Annotated in this window: 15 protein-coding genes and 1 pseudogene; 7 read left to right on the top strand and 9 right to left on the bottom strand. The window is 52.3% G+C overall.

The genetic code is table 11. The features are described from left to right. Nucleotides 1-2 precede the first annotated feature (2 nt). On the bottom strand, nucleotides 3-1457 hold the full coding sequence (locus BFV67_RS10825) for a Cu(+)/Ag(+) sensor histidine kinase (protein ID WP_069598309.1): 1455 nt from the start codon (nucleotides 1455-1457) through the stop codon (nucleotides 3-5). Then, nucleotides 1447-2130 (bottom strand): copper/silver response regulator transcription factor, encoded by a 684-nt coding sequence (locus BFV67_RS10820; RefSeq protein WP_069598308.1) that lies wholly within the window; start codon nucleotides 2128-2130, stop codon nucleotides 1447-1449. The genes BFV67_RS10825 and BFV67_RS10820 overlap by 11 nt, the downstream gene beginning before the upstream one ends. A gap of 162 nt (nucleotides 2131-2292) precedes the next feature. On the opposite strand from BFV67_RS10820, the gene BFV67_RS10815 reads away from it, so the two are divergent. From BFV67_RS10815 to yjjJ, 5 genes are read left to right on the top strand one after another with little or no spacing between them, the layout of a single operon-like run. Beyond that, nucleotides 2293-3678 carry an efflux transporter outer membrane subunit gene (locus BFV67_RS10815; RefSeq protein ID WP_069598307.1) on the top strand — a complete coding sequence of 462 codons (1386 nt, stop codon included), beginning with the start codon at nucleotides 2293-2295 and terminating at the stop codon, nucleotides 3676-3678. Nucleotides 3679-3706: 28 nt separating this feature from the next. Continuing rightward, nucleotides 3707-4045 (top strand): cation efflux system protein CusF, encoded by a 339-nt coding sequence (gene cusF / locus BFV67_RS10810; protein ID WP_069598306.1) that lies wholly within the window; start codon nucleotides 3707-3709, stop codon nucleotides 4043-4045. 11 nt (nucleotides 4046-4056) lie between these two features. Beyond that, complete coding sequence (locus BFV67_RS10805) at nucleotides 4057-5304, top strand: efflux RND transporter periplasmic adaptor subunit (protein WP_069598305.1); 1248 nt, start codon at nucleotides 4057-4059, stop codon at nucleotides 5302-5304. A gap of 10 nt (nucleotides 5305-5314) precedes the next feature. Beyond that, on the top strand, nucleotides 5315-8491 hold the full coding sequence (gene silA / locus BFV67_RS10800; RefSeq protein WP_069598304.1) for a Cu(+)/Ag(+) efflux RND transporter permease subunit SilA: 3177 nt from the start codon (nucleotides 5315-5317) through the stop codon (nucleotides 8489-8491). A 44-nt stretch (nucleotides 8492-8535) separates the two neighbouring features. After that, nucleotides 8536-9840 carry a type II toxin-antitoxin system HipA family toxin YjjJ gene (gene yjjJ, locus BFV67_RS10795; RefSeq protein ID WP_069598303.1) on the top strand — a complete coding sequence of 435 codons (1305 nt, stop codon included), beginning with the start codon at nucleotides 8536-8538 and terminating at the stop codon, nucleotides 9838-9840. Here the strand turns inward: yjjJ and BFV67_RS24595 are convergent. Further along, nucleotides 9729-10355 (bottom strand): hypothetical protein, encoded by a 627-nt coding sequence (locus BFV67_RS24595; protein WP_235610626.1) that lies wholly within the window; start codon nucleotides 10353-10355, stop codon nucleotides 9729-9731. The genes yjjJ and BFV67_RS24595 overlap by 112 nt on opposite strands. Before the next feature lie 261 nt (nucleotides 10356-10616). On the opposite strand from BFV67_RS24595, the gene BFV67_RS10785 reads away from it, so the two are divergent. Further along, a complete protein-coding gene (locus BFV67_RS10785; RefSeq protein ID WP_069598302.1) occupies nucleotides 10617-12926 on the top strand; it encodes an N-acetylmuramidase family protein in 2310 nt (769 codons plus the stop codon). Continuing rightward, the gene (locus tag BFV67_RS10780) at nucleotides 12913-13356 is read left to right on the top strand and encodes a hypothetical protein (protein ID WP_069598301.1); all 444 of its coding nucleotides are present in this window, start codon (nucleotides 12913-12915) and stop codon (nucleotides 13354-13356) included. Before BFV67_RS10785 ends, BFV67_RS10780 begins: the two co-directional genes overlap by 14 nt. A 396-nt stretch (nucleotides 13357-13752) precedes the next feature. On the opposite strand, the gene BFV67_RS10775 is transcribed toward BFV67_RS10780, so the two are convergent. From BFV67_RS10775 to BFV67_RS10750, 6 genes and pseudogenes are all read right to left on the bottom strand, one after another. Further along, nucleotides 13753-14556 (bottom strand): carboxymuconolactone decarboxylase family protein, encoded by an 804-nt coding sequence (locus BFV67_RS10775; protein WP_045354070.1) that lies wholly within the window; start codon nucleotides 14554-14556, stop codon nucleotides 13753-13755. 15 nt (nucleotides 14557-14571) lie between these two features. Next, a complete protein-coding gene (locus BFV67_RS10770; protein WP_050488755.1) occupies nucleotides 14572-15267 on the bottom strand; it encodes a putative quinol monooxygenase in 696 nt (231 codons plus the stop codon). Nucleotides 15268-15307: 40 nt separating this feature from the next. After that, complete coding sequence (locus BFV67_RS10765) at nucleotides 15308-15913, bottom strand: NAD(P)H-dependent oxidoreductase (RefSeq protein WP_100245886.1); 606 nt, start codon at nucleotides 15911-15913, stop codon at nucleotides 15308-15310. A 36-nt stretch (nucleotides 15914-15949) separates the two neighbouring features. Continuing rightward, nucleotides 15950-16327, bottom strand: coding sequence for a DUF1330 domain-containing protein (locus BFV67_RS10760; protein WP_069598299.1), 378 nt, complete (start codon nucleotides 16325-16327; stop codon nucleotides 15950-15952). A gap of 38 nt (nucleotides 16328-16365) precedes the next feature. Next, nucleotides 16366-17385 (bottom strand): annotated as a pseudogene (locus BFV67_RS10755) (aldo/keto reductase). 2 nt (nucleotides 17386-17387) lie between these two features. Beyond that, a complete protein-coding gene (locus BFV67_RS10750) occupies nucleotides 17388-17960 on the bottom strand; it encodes an NAD(P)H-dependent oxidoreductase (RefSeq protein WP_055322363.1) in 573 nt (190 codons plus the stop codon). Nucleotides 17961-17996: the final 36 nt, after the last annotated feature.

The following is a 17996-nucleotide window of genomic DNA, read 5'->3' as shown; positions in this document are numbered from 1 at the left end:
GCTCAGAGCACTTTCCCCGGCACGGTGAGGATGAAGCGCGTCGACACCGCATCCGATTCCACGCGGACTTTTCCGTGGTGCGCGGTGACGATGGACTTCACGATGGCAAGCCCAATCCCGCTGCCTTCGCCCTTACGCTGCCTGGACGGATCGACGCGATAAAAACGGTCAAACAGCTTTGGCAGATGCGCCTGCGGGATCGGCGTGCCGGGGTTTTCTGTCACCAGCTCAACGTCGTTATCCCTTTTTCTGATGGAGACCGTTACCGCTTTCCCTTCCGGCGTATAGCGCAGGGCGTTGGAGAGCAGATTATTGATTGCTCTTCTGAACATCTGCGGATCGCCTTCTATCAGGCAGGGCATCCCGTTAAATTTCAGCGAGACGTGGCGTTCTTCCGCCCAGGCTTCGAAGAAATCGAAGACTTTCATCACCTCGGCGCTTAAATCAAACATCACCCGATCCGGGATGAGCTGATTATTATCCGCCTGCGCCAGGAAGAGCATGTCGCTGACCATGCGGGTCATCCGGTTGTACTCTTCGAGGCTGGAGTAGAGGACATCTTCCAGCTCTTTCTGGGAGCGGTTCTGACTCAACGCGATTTCCGTTTGCGTCACCAGGTTGGTGATGGGCGTCCTGATTTCATGCGCGATGTCGGCGGAAAAATTCGCCTGCCGGGTAAAGACATCTTCAATTTTCCCAATCATATGGTTGAAGGAGATCACCAGCTGTTCCAGCTCAACGGGCACGCGGGACGGCTCCAGCCGCGCATCCAGATTTTCGGAGGTGATATTTTTAATGGCGGTGCTGACGTTACGCAGGGGCAAGTGTCCCTGGCGCACCGCGATACGAATCACCAGCACAATCAGCAGGCTGATCGCTGCGGCTATGGCAAAAAGATTCTTCTTCAGCGCCTCAAGGTAGTGGAGATGAAAATTAATCGAGAGCCCGATCAGCATGACGTAGTCCTGGCTTTTGCCCTGCAGCGTTGTCCTGCCTGAGGAGGCGATAATCCGGTACGTTTCCATTTTCATGTCGGACCCGGCATGCATAGGGTTGACCGGGTCTTCTACCGTCCAGAGAAACACATCCTGTGCCTGACGGTGTTCGCTAAAGTTCGCTGTGTTCATCGCCGGGCGCAATGCCGCGCCTTGCGCCGAGCTGAACAGGGTATTGCCCTGCGGATCCAGAAGCAGGACGGCCACGTTGCGGTAGCTGGCGACCGACTCTTTGAGCTTGCTGATTTTCTTTTGGTCGGGATCGGCCGGAGACTGGAGGATGCGATGCATTGCGCTGCTAATCTGCTGTAAGTCGCTGATATCCTGCTCGGCAAAGTGCTTCTCAACGGAGTGCAGCATAAACCAGGTAAAGGCGAAGAAGGCCAGTATGGTGGAGAGGCTGATAAAAAAGGTCAGCCGCAGCGCAAGCGAGAACGGGCGTCGGAGGGGCCTAACGGGCATCCGGCACCTCCAGCATATAGCCTACGCCGCGTACCGTCTGGATCAGCTTGGGTTCAAAATCGTTATCGATCTTTGCGCGAAGGCGCTTTACCGCCACATCTATTGCGTTCGTGTCGCTGTCAAAGTTCATATCCCACACCTGGGAGGCAATCAGGGAGCGGGGCAGCACCTCGCCCTGATGACGCAGGAAAAACTCCAGCAGGCTGAACTCTTTGCTGGTGAGCAGGATGCGATTGCCCGCCCGGCTGACCTTCCTCGACACAAGGTCAACCGTCAGGTCAGCCGTCTGAAGCTGGCTTTCCGCGATCACCGTATTTCCGCGTCTTAGCAGCGTCCTGACCCGGGCGAGCAGTTCCGCAAAGGCGAAAGGCTTAATCAGATAATCATCCGCGCCCAGCTCAAGCCCTTTAACCCGGTGCTCTATCGTCCCGAGGGCCGTGAGTAACAGGATGGGCATTCCTTTGCCGGCAGAGCGAAGCATGCGGACAATATCCCAGCCGTTCACGTCGGGCAGCATGATATCCAGAATCAGCAGGTCATATTCCGCGGTCATGGCGAGGTGGTACCCGGTCAGGCCATTATCCGCGTGGTCCACGACAAACCCCGCTTCCGTCAGCCCCTTGCTGAGGTATTCCCCGGTTTTCATTTCGTCTTCAACGATCAGTATTTTCATCTTGCTCCCCAGACTGGCTGCTGATGACATTCTAGTGAGCCCGCGATCGTTAACAATGACTTACGCCATAAATGACAACATTGTCATTATCCCGTCACCGGTCAAACAGAATGCGTTCAGTAGAGTAGCCCTAAAAATCCTCTGGACTTGATTTGAACCGCTATGTTCCTGTTAAAACGACTCAGCATCACTACGGTATTTATCCTGGCAGGCTGCGTCTCGCTGGCGCCTGAATACCCGCGCCCGGCATCACCGGTACCCCGGCAGTTTTCGCTCTCGCGCAACGGCCTGACGCCCGCGGCGGCCGGGTATCAGGACACCGGCTGGCGCAACTTCTTCGTCGACCCTCAGATAGCTGGATTGATTACAGAAGCCCTGAAAAACAACCGCGATATCAAAATGGCCGCCCTGAAGATTGTAGAGGCCCGGGCGCAGTTCAACGTGACGGAGGCAGATCGTTATCCGCAGTTGAATGGATCCGCAAGTATCACGTACAGCGGCGGGCTAAAAAGTGACAACCCGACCTCACGGCAGTACGACGCCGGTCTTGCGCTTAGCTACGAACTCGACTTTTTCGGCAAGCTGAAGAACCTGAGCGAGGCCGACCGACAAAACTATTTCGCCAGCGAAGAGGCCCGTCGCGCAGTGCATATTCTGCTTGTCTCTAACGTGTCGCAGAGCTATTTCAACCAGCAGCTGGCGTATAAACAGCTGCGCGTCGCGCGGGAAACGCTGAAAAATTACCGGCAGTCTTATGCGTTCGTTGAGCACCAGCTGGCGACGGGGAGCACCAACGTGCTGGCGCTGGAACAGGCCCGGGGACAGATCGAAAGCACGCAGGCAGAGATTGCCAAACGAGAGGGGGAGCTGGCGCAGGCCAACAATGCTCTGCAGCTGCTCCTCGGCACCTATCGCGGATTGCCGGGCGACAGCGGAATGAACGCCCGCGATATTGCGCCGGTAAAACTCCCGCCCCATCTTTCTTCAGCGATACTGCTGCAACGCCCGGATATTATGGAGGCGGAGTATCAGCTTAAAGCGGCCGATGCCAATATCGGCGCCGCGCGTGCCGCCTTTTTCCCGTCAATTTCCTTGACCAGCGGGCTTTCAACAGGCAGTACGGAATTATCCAGCCTGTTTACCGCGGGCAGTGGGATGTGGAATTTCATCCCCAAAATTGAGCTTCCAATTTTTAATGCGGGCAGGAATAAGGCCAACCTGAAGCTGGCTGAAATTCGTCAGCAGCAGTCGGTTGTGAATTACGAACAAAAAATACAGGCTGCCTTCAGGCAGGTTGCCGACGCGCTCGCGCTGCGGGACAGCCTCAACCAGCAGCTTGCTGCGCAAGAACGGTATCTTGATTCGCTAAATATTACCCTGCAGCGGGCCAGAGGATTATATACCAGCGGTGCGGTGAGCTATATCGAAGTATTAGACGCGGAACGGTCGCTGTTTTCCACGCAGCAAAATATTCTCGACCTTATTTATGCCCGGCAGGTTAATGAAATTAACCTCTTCACCGCGCTGGGCGGCGGTTGGGCCGAATAACCTCACTTAATTAAAAAGGATATTAAACATGCGCAATTCACTTAACGCCGTCGTATTTGGTGCAATCATTATGTTTTCTGCCGGTCTTCAGGCTGAGGTTCATCAGCACGCGGAGATGAGCGCCGCCAGCGAAGGTGCCTCAGAGCAGGTTATCACCGGGACCGGCATTGTGAAGAATATTGATCTCACGAATAAAAAAGTGACGATTTCTCACGAAGCCATCCCGGAAATTGGCTGGCCCGCGATGACCATGCGTTTTACTTTTATGCATGCCGACGCGAGTATTACTGCCTTAAAAGTCGGCAGCCACGTGAATTTCTCGTTTGTTCAGCAGGGCAATCTCTCTTTACTCAAGAGCATTAAATAGCGAGAAACGGCATGGCCTCATTAAAAATAAAATATGCTGCCATGATAGTCAGCAGCCTTATTGCCGGAGGGCTGATATCCGTGACGGCATGGCAGACACTTTATTCATCTGAAAAAACAGCAAATAGCGTTGCGGAAAGAAAGGTCCTTTTCTGGTATGACCCGATGAAGCCTGACGTGAAATTCGACAAGCCCGGTAAATCACCGTTTATGGATATGGATCTGGTGCCGAAATATGCCGATGAGGATGGTAAAAGCAGTGACGGTATCCGTATCGATCCGACCCAGGTTCAGAACCTGGGATTAAAAACGCAAAAAGTGACGCGCGGAAAGCTGAATTATGCCCAGACGATCCCGGCCAACGTCAGCTATAACGACTATCAGTTTGTCATTATGCAGGCGCGTGCGGAAGGGTTCGTTGAGAAAGTGTACCCGCTGACGATTGGCGATAAGGTGAAAAAAGGCACGCCGCTGGTTGATATCACCATTCCGGACTGGGTCGAAGCGCAGAGCGAGTTCCTCCTGCTCTCCGGTACCGGCGGTACGCCCACGCAGATAAAAGGCGTTCTGGAGCGTCTGCGCCTGGCGGGTATGCCGGATGACGACATTCAGCGGCTGCGTGCGACCCGCACTATCCAGACCCGGTTTACCATCAAGGCGCCCATTGACGGGGTGATCACGGCCTTTGACCTGCGCACCGGAATGAATATTTCCAAAGATAAGGTGGTGGCGCAGATTCAGGGGATGGATCCGGTCTGGATCGGCGCGGCGGTTCCTGAATCCATTGCTTATCTGCTGAAAGATACCTCGCAGTTTACTGTTTCGGTACCGGCTTATCCGGATAAATCCTTCCCGGTTGAAAAATGGCGTCTTCTGCCGAGCGTGGATCAAACCACCCGTACGCTGCAGGTGCGCCTGCAGGTCTCCAACAAGGATGAACTGCTGAAACCGGGCATGAATGCCTACCTGAAGCTGAATACCCAAAGTCAGGAAATGTTGCTCATTCCGTCTCAGGCCGTTATCGATACCGGGAAAGAACAGCGCGTTATTACCGTTGATGCGAACGGGAAGTTTGTACCGAAAAGGATCCACGTTCTGCATGAATCTCAGCAGCAGTCCGGCATTGGTACCGGACTGGAAGTGGGGGAGTCGGTGGTGGTCAGCGGTCTGTTTCTGATTGACTCGGAGGCCAATATTACCGGCGCGCTGAAGCGCATGCGCCACGCTGAAGCCGCTGACGACGCGCATTCAGGCCATTAAGGAGACGATGATGATTGAATGGATTATCCGGCGTTCGGTTGCCAACCGTTTCCTGGTGATGATGGGCGCGCTGTTTCTCAGCGTCTGGGGGACATGGACCATCATCAACACCCCGGTCGATGCCTTGCCCGATCTGTCTGACGTTCAGGTGATTATCAAAACAAGCTATCCCGGCCAGGCCCCGCAGATTGTTGAAAACCAGGTGACCTATCCACTCACCACCACCATGCTGTCTGTTCCTGGCGCGAAGACCGTGCGCGGTTTTTCACAGTTTGGTGATTCGTATGTGTACGCTATTTTTGAAGACGGGACCGATCTGTACTGGGCCCGCTCGCGCGTGCTGGAGTACCTGAATCAGGTTCAGGGCAAACTCCCCGCCGGCGTGAGTTCCGAAATCGGCCCGGACGCCACGGGCGTAGGCTGGATATTTGAATATGCGCTGGTGGACCGCAGCGGAAAACACGATCTCGCCGAGCTGCGATCATTGCAGGACTGGTTCCTGAAATTTGAGCTAAAAACAATCCCGAACGTGGCCGAGGTGGCCTCCGTCGGCGGTGTGGTGAAGCAGTATCAGATTCAGGTTGACCCGTTAAAGCTGGCGCAGTTCGGCGTCAGTCTGCCGGAAGTTAAGCAGGCCCTTGAATCGTCTAATCAGGAAGCGGGGGGATCGTCCGTAGAAATCGCGGAAGCGGAATATATGGTGCGGGCCAGCGGCTATCTGCAGACCATCGATGATTTCAATCACATCGTCCTGAAAACCGGTGAGAACGGTGTGCCGATTTACCTGCGCGATGTTGCCCGCGTACAAACGGGGCCGGAAATGCGCCGTGGTATTGCCGAGCTGAACGGACAGGGTGAAGTGGCGGGCGGCGTGGTGATCCTGCGTTCGGGTAAAAACGCGCGCGAGGTCATTACGGCGGTAAAAGACAAGCTGGAGACGCTGAAGGCCAGCCTGCCGGAAGGCGTTGAGATTGTGACCACCTACGATCGCAGCCAGCTCATCGACCGGGCCATTGATAACCTGAGCAGCAAACTTCTCGAAGAGTTTATCGTGGTGGCCATCGTCTGCGCGCTGTTCCTCTGGCACATTCGCTCGGCGCTGGTGGCGATTATCTCTCTGCCGCTTGGCCTGTGTATTGCCTTTATCGTCATGCATTTCCAGGGGCTGAACGCCAATATTATGTCGCTGGGAGGCATTGCCATCGCCGTCGGCGCGATGGTGGATGCCGCCATCGTGATGATTGAGAACGCGCATAAGCGGCTGGAAGAGTGGGATCACCAGCACCCGGGAGAGCAGATTGATAACGTCACCCGCTGGAAGGTGATTACCAACGCCTCTGTAGAGGTTGGACCGGCGCTGTTTATCAGCTTGCTGATCATCACTTTATCCTTCATTCCCATCTTTACCCTTGAGGGGCAGGAAGGGCGGCTGTTTGGTCCGCTGGCCTTCACCAAAACGTACGCCATGGCAGGAGCGGCCGCGCTGGCCATCATCGTGATCCCCATTCTGATGGGATTCTGGATCCGGGGTAAAATCCCCGCCGAGAGTCGTAACCCGCTGAACAGGCTGCTGATTAACGCCTATCATCCGCTGCTGATTCGGGTGCTCAACTGGCCCAAAACAACCCTGCTGGTTGCGGCCTTATCCATCTTCACGGTGATCTGGCCCCTGAGCCAGGTGGGCGGTGAGTTCCTGCCGAAGATTAATGAGGGCGATCTGCTGTATATGCCGTCAACGTTGCCCGGCATCTCTCCGGCAGAAGCGGCCGCGCTCTTACAGACCACGGACAAGTTAATAAAAACCGTCCCTGAAGTGGCCTCTGTCTTCGGCAAGACCGGCAAAGCCGAAACGGCCACGGATTCCGCGCCGCTCGAAATGGTGGAAACCACCATTCAGCTTAAGCCTGAGGATCGGTGGCGTCCCGGGATGACGATTAACAAGATCGTTGAGGAGCTTGATAAGACCGTTCGTTTGCCTGGCCTTGCGAATCTCTGGGTTCCGCCCATTCGCAACCGCATTGATATGCTGTCGACCGGGATTAAAAGCCCGATTGGCATCAAGGTGTCTGGTACCGTTCTGGCTGATATCGACGCCACGGCGCAAAGCATTGAAGCGGTAGCCAAAACGGTGCCGGGCGTGGTGTCTGCCCTGGCAGAACGTCTGGAAGGCGGGCGCTACATCGATGTCGATATCAACCGGGAGAAAGCCTCCCGCTATGGAATGACGGTGGGCGACGTGCAGCTGTTCGTCTCCTCGGCCATCGGCGGTGCGACGGTGGGTGAAACGGTGGAAGGCGTGGCCCGCTATCCGATTAATATTCGTTATCCTCAGGACTACCGGAATAGCCCGAGCGCGTTGAAGCAGATGCCGATCCTGACGCCAATGAAACAGCAGATTACGCTGGGTGATGTGGCGGATATCAACGTTGTTTCAGGCCCCACGATGCTGAAAACGGAGAATGCCCGGCCTGCGAGCTGGATTTATATCGATGCCCGCGGCAGGGATATGGTGTCGGTGGTGAACGACATTAAGACGGCCATCGGCCAGAACGTGAAGCTCAGGCCGGGTACCAGCGTGTCATTCTCCGGGCAGTTTGAACTGCTTGAGCACGCCAACAAGAAACTGAAGCTGATGGTGCCGATGACGCTGATGATCATTTTCGTTCTGCTCTATCTGGCGTTCCGTCGCGTGGATGAGGCCCTGTTGATCCTGATGAGCCTGCCGTTCGCGCTGGTCGGCGGGATATGGTTCCTGTACTGGCAGGGCTTCCATATGTCCGTGGCAACCGGCACCGGGTTTATCGCCCTGGCCGGGGTGGCAGCAGAGTTTGGAGTGGTCATGCTGATGTATTTGCGTCATGCCGTTGAAGCACATCCGGCGCTGTCCCAGCGCGAAACGTTCACTGAACAGGGGCTTGATGACGCCCTTTATCAGGGCGCCGTGCTGCGCGTGCGGCCAAAGGCGATGACCGTCGCGGTGATTATTGCCGGTCTGCTGCCCATTCTCTGGGGGACCGGGGCTGGCTCAGAAGTCATGAGCCGGATAGCGGCGCCCATGATCGGCGGGATGATCACGGCACCGCTGCTGTCACTGTTTATTATTCCTGCGGCGTATAAGTTAATTTGGTTACGCAGACACAAACCAGAGACAGCCGTTGGTGAAGATGACAGAGGAGTCAATACCTGATAAATTAGTTATTCAATAACCTATTCATAAAGCTATTCAAGGTCATGATAAATCGATCCGAAACACTACGACAATTGCTGAGGCAAGGCCCGGTATCGGTAAGGCAAATGACTGATATTATGGGTATTAGTCAGCCTACCGTTTCACGATCGATTAAAGCGCTTGGCGATGAGGTGGTTCGCATTGGCTCCGGTCCATCTATTCACTATGTGCTGCGGGATACACATCGAGGATTCAGTTCGGCTCCTGTCTACCGCATCACGGAAGAGGGTCAGGTAAAATCGCTGGGTAAACTCATTCCGGTTTATCCAGATGGTTTTGTAGTGGCGCAAACGGACAATGTGTGCCTCCATAGCGATGGGTTGCCGTGGTGGTTGTTTGACATGCGGCCTCAGGGATACCTTGGCCGCGCGTACGCCTCGCGATTTTCATCCGAGCTGGGCCTGCCGCCGAATCCAGAGAACTGGAGTGATACTGACGTTATCAGGGCTTTGCTCGCTCATGGACACGATGCGGTGGGGAACCTGTTAATCGGAGAACAGGCGAGGAATCATTTTGTAGAGATGCCGTCGCCTGTTGCGGTGGACCGCGCAACCGCCTACCCGTCGCTGGCGCAGGCCGTGAGCGCGGGCGAAGTACCGGGCTCCTCTGCTGGGGGTGAGCAGCCGAAGTTCTGTACTTATACAGAACGTGGCCACGTCATTGTGAAATTCACGGCACCGGACGATAACCCTGTAAGCGAACGCTGGCGAGACCTTTTGCTAGCAGAACATCTTGCGTTAAGCGTGCTTGGCGTCGAAACCGAGGTGTTTGATTTTGGCGGACAGCGCTTCCTTGAGATCCCGCGGTTCGACCGTACGGGACCCCTTGGTCGTAAGGGACTCTTTTCTTTACGTGCGCTCGAGGCGGAGTTTGTCGGCAGGGCAAGAGAATCCTGGCCGGTACTGGTGAATGAGCTGGCAAAGCAGGGCTGTGTTCACCAGGATGCGGTCGCCAGCACGTCAAGGCTTTGGGCGTTTGGTATGCTGATCGGCAATACCGACATGCACCACGGTAATCTGTCGTTTATCAGTTCCCACGGACGGCCTTACGATCTTGCTCCTGCCTATGACATGCTGCCCATGGGATTTGCCCCGAAATCAGGAGGCGCACTGGTGAATACGCTGCGTCCGGCTACGCTTATTGACGCGATCGCGGGAGAAACCTGGCATGAAGCACTGGCGCTGGCCGAGCGCTTTTATACGCTGGCCAGTAGTTGCGGCCGCTTTTCTGCCAATTTTGCGCCATGTCTTGCCGCATTGCGCACCCATCTGGACGAGGCGAGATTGAAGGTGTCGCGTCTTGGATAATGAGCGAGGTTTTTTACGCGGTGCATCCTTAGTGCGGTGTGTGCATCGCGAATTTGCCCGCTCAGCTTGCGCCAGGTACGATTATGCAGAGTAAACAGCAGCATCTTATAAAAGGATGTGGAGAGGATACAGCTGCCGCTAAGCAATAACATGACGATACTCACCAGGGCCGCAGTCAGACTGACAACCGGCAAAGCATTCCCGCTCAGCGCGGCCAGCAAAAAGGCTGCCGTTAAGACCAGGCTTATCGCCGCCAGCGTAAGATGAAAACGCACGGCGCGCATGCTGCCTTTGCCAATCATAAATATCGTCACGCCGTTGATGCCTGCGAACAGCAGGGCGATCAGCACAACCCACACGAATACGCGTTCGGCTGGCTGACCGAGTACGGCGAGTACGCCATAGCCCAATCCTGGGTTTAGGGGATGTACATAATCAAAATCATCATTATAAAGCATGTAGCGTACTGTATTTAAAGATATTTTTTTCAATTGAAAATGTAAATTACCGCTCATAAAACGCACAATTTATCAGATCTCAGTTCATGAACTTTTCTTTCAAAGATTGTAATGTGAACTACGAATTCAGGTTTCCGATGACAAAGTTCAGTGCGAAAGCGTGTCCAACTTGAAGTAGAACGGTAAACGAGACAATCGATACCGTACCTGCCGCAACAGTGAATTATCTCAGTAATAAAATTTGCATAAATTGCACTCCTCTTCTTTTTAAATCCCTGCGATTATTGCGGTCTTAGGGATTTCACTTAAGGAAAGACAATGAATATATGTTACCCGGTACGGAAGGCCGACGGACGGGAGTATAAGAACTATGACGAATTGCTGACCGACATTCGAAAAAATGCCCACGGTTGGTGGTTACTTGGCACAAATCGTTACTGGCATGGGGGAATTCATGTCGGGATGTCATCGTCCCCGGCCACGGTGCTGGATCCTGATTCACCAGAAAAATCTGTTCCGCTTCAGTTCATGATGGACGGTGAGGTGGTGGCATGGCGGGTTAACCGCGATTACGCGGTTATCGAGTGTTGCCAGGAACGCCCCCTGCGCCAGTCCGGCACCTTTGTGCTGGTTAAATCAGTGTACAAGCCTGACGAGCAGGATGAATCCTCCTGGCTGACGCTGTACCAGCTTTACATGCACATCGCGCCATTGTCAGAATTTCCGAAACGCTCGCTTTACCGGGTCACGCAGACAGGCCACGGCGTGCGGATGCGTAAACATTCCCGCTACGATGACAGCCGCGAAATCGCGCCGGACGTTCTGGAAAACAAACACGGCCACGCCAGAACGCTCGTACAGGGTGACACGCTTGCCGTACTGCAACAGAAATCGTTTTTACTGGAACAACGTCCGGAGCCGTTTGCTCTGGTGCAGCGTCTTCAGGACGGTAAACCCGCCGGAGAACTTTTCTGGGTCTCGATGCGCCCGGAATTTCTGGAGCCTGACGGCGAATGTTACGTGTGTCTGCCCGACTGGATGCACAGTGCGCTGAATCACGGCGTGTTAGATGATGTGGTGGTGCCGCCTGTGCCGCTGAAAGTGATGGTGAAAGCAGGGGATGCGGTCGGATTCCTCGGCGTTCAGGATCTGGCTGACGAAGATAACTTTCCGCAGATTATTACAACGGACTATAAAGCCCATATCGAGTTGCTGAGCCTCGATGAGCATGTCCCGGATGTGGTGGCAAACGTAAAGGGGATTAAAACGGGTAAACAGTTCATTAAGCTGAAGCTGAAACGCCCACTGTACCTTAGATGCGGGGAGGGCGAGGAAAGTACCTTTGAGCAGATGAGCGCCATTACCCGTGCCGATGCCGGAAAAATTATCCCTCGTGATGCCACGTACCCGTTTACGGATAAAACCGGAATCACATACTTTCAGATCCGCCCGCATACGTGGATACACGAGGACGATGTGGAACAGCTAAGCCAGCATGATTTAGCGGGGCTAAACTTTCACTGTATTGAGGATGAACACACAACCGATTTTACCCGCACGCTGGACGAACGATGGCTGATTGACGCCTTGAAAAGCATCAGTTCGCACTTTGACGGTGAAAAAGGACCTCAGTTCGCTCAGGCAAAAATGTTTTATGACAGCCTGATCCACAACGCTGAAACCAGAAGATCGCCTAGCCCGTATCCCGATAAATCACATGACCAGTATTTGTTTCGTGCACTGCATACCAACCAAATGAATATCCCTGAATATGCGCGGCGACTAATAGTGAAACACGACAGCGACTGGCACAGTACGCGCGATGATACACGCTGGTCATCGGTATTTAAGTTCAGGGATGAAAGTCCTGTTGTGAAGATGGCCAACGGGGGATTTCTGGATGCAACGCGCTGGATGGATAAGGTTCCGCCGTTCGCCAGTCAGCGCTCAGTATGGCATTTTCATCCGCTTGAGTTTCTGGAAATATTACGAAGTGCAGAGTTTCCCAAGACTCCTGTTAATGGGGAATTAACGCCTATAGAATTTATTAATTTCTATAATGAAGACAGAATTGATGATACTGATTATGAAGAGGCTGCAAAAGAGTTGGGATGCGAAGTTGCAGCAATTAAAGCTGTAGCAAAAACAGAAACAGGTTCTTATGGCTCCTATTTTAAGTTTGAAGATAACGATGATTATGTTCCTGCGATATTATTTGAAAGACATCACTTTCATAAATATACAAATGGGAAATATGATCATTTCGAAGATATATCAAACTCTGTTGCGGGTGGATATGGCGCAACATCAGTACAGTATACAAAACTAGTCAAAGCGTATGCCTTAGACCAAAAAGCTGCTTTGAAATCAGCATCCTGGGGTAAGTTTCAGATTTTGGCGTCGAACTTCGCCACGGCAGGCTACGCCAGCCCTGAGGATTTCGTTTTGGCATTAAGTAAGTCTGAAAAAAATCAATTAAAAGCATTCGTTAGCTTCATTAAGGCTGATAGAGTTTTATTGCATTCAATTAGGACTAAAGACTGGCTTTCATTTGCAAAAAGATATAATGGACCAAGACAGAAGGGTTATGATTTGAAAATGGAGAGAAATTACAATGCGTCATTATAAATTACTTGCGTTAGCAGCAATGTTTCTGTGTGGTTCATCGTTTGCGAATGATGAATATTTTGTGTGCGACACTGCAAAAGGAACAATCAAACTAGAAGAAAACGACGGTGTACTTCGGTACACCTTATTGAAAGACCACAAAAATGAATTTAACTATGAGTCGAAAGGCAATGAACATTTAGAATTTAAATACAATCATTATTCACGATTTCAAACTGATTACTTCAATGTGTCGTTTGTAAATGCAGGGTATAAATACACGATATTTAGTAATTATGAGAATGAGAATGAAAGTCGTGGGGTTAGTGTTACGAACCTGAATAGCAAGAAGGAATCTATTTACGATTGTAAGTCCGTTGGCATTGATCGCCTCAGTGATTTGTCGGCAAAATTGACCTGTGATAAGGACTCAGTTCTTGGTTGTGAGTAGATACTTCTTTTAGGTGGGCATAATACTGAATATGTCAAAAGCACCTCTGGTTTTGATAAGTCTCATGACTGTGGCGCAATTTCGGCAATAATTTAGAAATTGTTGCAACATGATTAAAAAGGGCAATTAATTGCCCTTTTGTTGTGCCGAAGATACTCCTGAATTTCAATACTGACTGGCGAAGCGCCGTTATATCTTCTTTACGCCCCCAATTCCGGCCATTTATACCCGCCATACTATGAATCTAATCACTGCGCGTACTCACAGTTATGAACTCAGTTTTGGTTCATAACTGTGTTAAACGCTGTCCAGAAATCACTCGATGTTACGTCTGTTAGTTCATGAACTGTTCGTTCTAATTTTATTATGTACGTCAGGTTTTAGTGTTCAGTAATATTACCTTTTACTCGATGATCGATTGTTTAGCACCTCTCCGACAACCGGAGCAGCGGTAAATGCGTTTGGCCAGCCAGCATAGAAGGCGGCCTGGGTAACGATCTCACCAGCTTCCTCAACAGAAAGTCCATTATCCATTGCTCTATTGAGGTGATAGCCAATCTGCGCGCTCTGTCCGGATGCGATTAACGCGCTGACCGTAATCAGGCTTCTGTCGCGGGGTTTCAGCGCGGGTCTTTGCCAGAGATCCAGGAACAGTGGATCTGCAGTGAATTTAACCAGGCCCGGAGATATTGGGCCAACATTTTTCTCCACTGTCTCTGAACGCTGCTTTTCTGCTTCCTGATTGAGAGGAAGCAGGTCCGGAGAAGCTTCAGGAAGTGCATCTGCCGTGACGCCACGAGTTTCAAATACTGCTTTGGTCACGCTGACGGCTGACATGGCATTTGGCCAACCTGAGTAGAACGCCAGATGGGTAATGATTTCTGACAATTCCGCTGGCGTAACGCCATTATCAAGGGCAATGTCTATATAGTGCTTAAGGTCGCCAGGCTGGTTTCTGGCAATTAGCATGGAGACGGTCACCATACTACGATCCCTGGGCGAGAGGGCATCGCGTGTCCACAGATCTTCAGCAATAGCTTCTCGACCAAAGCGCGCAAGAGCCGGTGAGACAGAACGAATATCAGCTTCAGAAATCGCTGAAGGTTCAATTTTCATCATAGCTTTACCTCTTGTTTCCTCAGCATTAGCAAAATCAGAAATAACAAGCGACATGGCCGCCGCTGCAATTACGCTTTTCATGTCAATCCTCACTGGTCAACGGTGCGGATCCTGTTTGATTCCGCCTTTGTTACGAAGAAATACCGGTTTTACCGGGATAGCGTCCTTACTGGTGCTCATATGCGCCGTTTGCCTGAGATAGTCACGGAAGTGTGGCGTTTGTCGGTGCAGTTGATACGCTTCCTCACTGGCGTAAATCTCATAGAAATACCAGCGGTTCGGAGTCTGTGAGTCTGTAGCGGAATACATGGCTAACACGCCTTTCTCTACTTTGAGTGACTCAGCCATTTCAGGCATGACGATGTTTTTAAATTCGGTCTGAAATTCAGGCTTTACCTCGACGATCACCAGATTATTAATGGTTCGCTCATTCGGTATGATGTGTTTGTCCCCCAGAAATTGGGGCTCCAGAGTGATTTTATTTTTCCAATCGATAATGTCAGGTGCCCGGGCAGCGAATGCCTTGTATGGTTCAGCATTTAGATGTTTGCGGTAAGCACTCTCGTTTTCATAGAGTTCGACCATGAATGCCTTATGTGGATTGTCGCTGCGGTGCAGGGCGTACATCGCCAGCGTACCTGCTTCATGATCAACCGAAGCGGAAATCGTCTGTCTGGCTACGTCTGCAAAATCTTTGTCCCGATCGTGCCTGACGCCAAGCTCAAAGATATTCATCACTACCTTATCCGGCGCGTCCAGTTTTGTTGCAAAGACAGGGCTGCTTATCAGCATGCAAATTAAAAGCATAAGAGTCTTTTTCACGATGATCCTTTTACTGAAATGGCTGTTTAAGACGTTCTATAAGTTGGTGTTGGTAAGAAGGTAACCGATCGCTGCTGGCGCTCTCAAAGACAAGGGGAGGAAGCCACGTCATACCTGCGTGCAGGGCGCTTGCCTTCATCGGTAAAAACACATCCGCGAGCGATACCCCGATCCTGCCGTCCGGCCCGTAAGTAGAGCGTCCCCCCGCAGCCGTACTGACTACAAGCATCTCCTTTCCCTGCCACAAACCGGGTCCGACACTCCCCCAGGTTTCATTCAACCAGGCCTTCATCATCGGCGTAATATTGAACCAGTGTGTCGGGAAGATAAAAACGACACGACTGTGTTCACGCATCATTTTTCGCTCCGCGTCGCCATTAATCCGTCGTGTGTCATAGCCATACAGCGTCTCAAGGTTGCGAACCGTCACGCCTTCCAGACTCTCAGCGGCTTCCTGCAGCCCTTTTGTCAGAACTGAGCGTTCCGGATAAGGGTGAGAGACGATAACGAGCGTTTTAATGTCGGTCTTTTCACGGCTATGAGCATGACTAATGGGCATGAGGAAGATAAAGGCAAACAAAAACAATGCTGCTGCTCTGCGCTGAAGTAACACCATCATAAACCTCCTTTGTCTTAACAGGATTGTAAAACGTTATGGTGTAACAGGAGCCAGTTCTGGCAATCCTTCTACGATATAGGTTCGCGAATTGCCGGCACGGTGTCGGATAGGAATGATCTTCTGGTACGCGGCCGAGCTATACCAGTCCTGGGCATTTTTGAGACTCTCAAACTTGATTACAACCAGTCTGCCCTGTGCTCCAAACCCTTCTTTAACATCGGGTTCACCTCCTCTGACGATGAACCGTCCACCAAAAGGTCTGAAGGTGGATTCAACCTGAGCGCTGTACGGTTTGATAGCGTCAAGATTGGTCGCCTGAAACTCTGCGATGTAATAAGCAGGCGTTGCTGCCAGGGCTGACGCGAGCCCTGAGAGGGTGAAAAGAGTGGCTACCACTGTTTTAAAAATCATCCTTCCTCCTCATAAGCTTTCATGAAAGTGAATAAGGGCTACCGCGTCCAGACCTGCCTGGCGTCTTTCGTTTGCGGCGTGTTTTGCCCCATGATCCCCGTCAGAACATGCGGCTGGTAGGTTTCTTCCAGAAACCGGATTTCCTCCGGGCTCAGTTGAAGATTTACGGCGTTTACCGCGCCATCGACGTGATCTTTTTTTGTGGCCCCTACGACAGGTGACGTGACTTTTGTCAGCAGCCAGGCGAGTGAGATTTCCGTCATGGACACCCTCTGTCGTTCAGCAAGCTCGGCGACGCGCTCGATAATGATCCGATCCTGTTCAGCCGTGCTGTCATATTTTCCGCGGGCATAGGCATCCTCGGTGGCTCGCCGCGTGTGGCCTTCTTTCCGGGCGAGACGGCCGCTGGCAAGCGCGCTATAGGGGGTCATGGCGATATCATCCTCAGCGCACAGACCGAAGAGCTCTCGTTCATCTTCACGCATAATCAGGTTGTAGTGGCTTTGCACGGAAACAAAGGGCGTCAGCCCTTCGCGTTCGGCAAGGGCGTTCGCTTTCGCAAGCTGTCAGGCATAGCAATTGGAAATACCAATAGCGCGCACTTTGCCCGCAGTAACGGCGGCATGCAGCGCTTCAAGCACCTCGATAACTGGCGTGTTGTAATCCCAGATGTGGTAAATGTAGAGGTCGATGTAGTCCATCCCCAGATTCTGCAGGCTCTGATCGAGCGATCGGGCTATTGCCTCTTTTCCGCCGATCCCCGCGGCAATTTGCGCGGCGGTTCGCGGCAGAAACTTGGTGGCCAGCACCACGTCCTCGCGTTTTGCCATCTCCCGCAGCGCCCGGCCAACGTATCGCTCGCTGGAGCCGTTCTGATAGGCGATGGCGGTATCGTAAAAATTGATACCCTTTTCGAGACCGTAGCGGATGATGTCCCGGCTTGCTGTTTCGTCCAGCGTCCAGCGATGCTGGCCCGTTAACGGGTCGCCAAATCCCATACATCCCATACAGATGCGGGAGACCAGTAAGTCACTTTTACCGAGCCGGGTATACTGCATCGTTATTCTCCCTCTGGATTATTCACGACGGAATTGAGCAGCTCGACAAGCCTTGAAGCGTGTTCCCGGGCAAGCGTTTTTTGCTGCGCGATTTTGTCGGCATCCCGGTCGGCATAGCTGATACCGCAGGTATAAACCGGCGCCAGCAGCTCAAGATTGCACAGCCTTGCCGTGGTCTCGAATGGAATAAGATACTCTTCTATGGCATGGCCAAAGAAACCGTCAGCGGTATAGAGCACCTGCGGCGCCCCTGTAGTGAAGGAGAGGATCAGCTTTTTACCGCCCAGTTTCGCCGTTGAGCCATGCGCGAAGCCGTGGACAAAGACCTCGTCCAGCCATTGTTTCATTAACCCGGGCAGCCCATACCATGAAAAAGGAAACTGCCAGACAATCACATCGGCCCTGAGCAGGCTTTCCTGCTCCGCAGCGATATTGAATTTTCCGTCCGGATAGAGCCAGTCCAGACGACGAATTTCAGCCTCGGGAAAGGCGGTCGCCACTTCGTCAAGGATAGTGGCGTTGGCGACAGAATGGTTCAGCTCAGGATGACCTGAAATAACAAGGATATTTTTCATTTCAATAAGTTAAAGAGGCTGGTGGATTTTTAACCC

Source organism: Enterobacter roggenkampii, assembly GCF_001729805.1.
GTDB lineage: Bacteria > Pseudomonadota > Gammaproteobacteria > Enterobacterales > Enterobacteriaceae > Enterobacter > Enterobacter roggenkampii.
This window is presented reverse-complemented; position numbering and strand designations above follow the sequence as displayed.

Coding starts and splice junctions, on each gene's coding strand:
- BFV67_RS10825 (WP_069598309.1), bottom strand. CDS start 1,457: ATGCCCGTTAGGCCCCTCCGACGCCCGTTCTCGCTTGCGCTGCGGCTG.
- BFV67_RS10820 (WP_069598308.1), bottom strand. CDS start 2,130: ATGAAAATACTGATCGTTGAAGACGAAATGAAAACCGGGGAATACCTC.
- BFV67_RS10815 (WP_069598307.1), top strand. CDS start 2,293: ATGTTCCTGTTAAAACGACTCAGCATCACTACGGTATTTATCCTGGCA.
- cusF (WP_069598306.1), top strand. CDS start 3,707: ATGCGCAATTCACTTAACGCCGTCGTATTTGGTGCAATCATTATGTTT.
- BFV67_RS10805 (WP_069598305.1), top strand. CDS start 4,057: ATGGCCTCATTAAAAATAAAATATGCTGCCATGATAGTCAGCAGCCTT.
- silA (WP_069598304.1), top strand. CDS start 5,315: ATGATTGAATGGATTATCCGGCGTTCGGTTGCCAACCGTTTCCTGGTG.
- yjjJ (WP_069598303.1), top strand. CDS start 8,536: ATGATAAATCGATCCGAAACACTACGACAATTGCTGAGGCAAGGCCCG.
- BFV67_RS24595 (WP_235610626.1), bottom strand. CDS start 10,355: ATGAGCGGTAATTTACATTTTCAATTGAAAAAAATATCTTTAAATACA.
- BFV67_RS10785 (WP_069598302.1), top strand. CDS start 10,617: ATGAATATATGTTACCCGGTACGGAAGGCCGACGGACGGGAGTATAAG.
- BFV67_RS10780 (WP_069598301.1), top strand. CDS start 12,913: ATGCGTCATTATAAATTACTTGCGTTAGCAGCAATGTTTCTGTGTGGT.
- BFV67_RS10775 (WP_045354070.1), bottom strand. CDS start 14,556: ATGAAAAGCGTAATTGCAGCGGCGGCCATGTCGCTTGTTATTTCTGAT.
- BFV67_RS10770 (WP_050488755.1), bottom strand. CDS start 15,267: ATGCTGATAAGCAGCCCTGTCTTTGCAACAAAACTGGACGCGCCGGAT.
- BFV67_RS10765 (WP_100245886.1), bottom strand. CDS start 15,913: ATGGTGTTACTTCAGCGCAGAGCAGCAGCATTGTTTTTGTTTGCCTTT.
- BFV67_RS10760 (WP_069598299.1), bottom strand. CDS start 16,327: ATGATTTTTAAAACAGTGGTAGCCACTCTTTTCACCCTCTCAGGGCTC.
- BFV67_RS10750 (WP_055322363.1), bottom strand. CDS start 17,960: ATGAAAAATATCCTTGTTATTTCAGGTCATCCTGAGCTGAACCATTCT.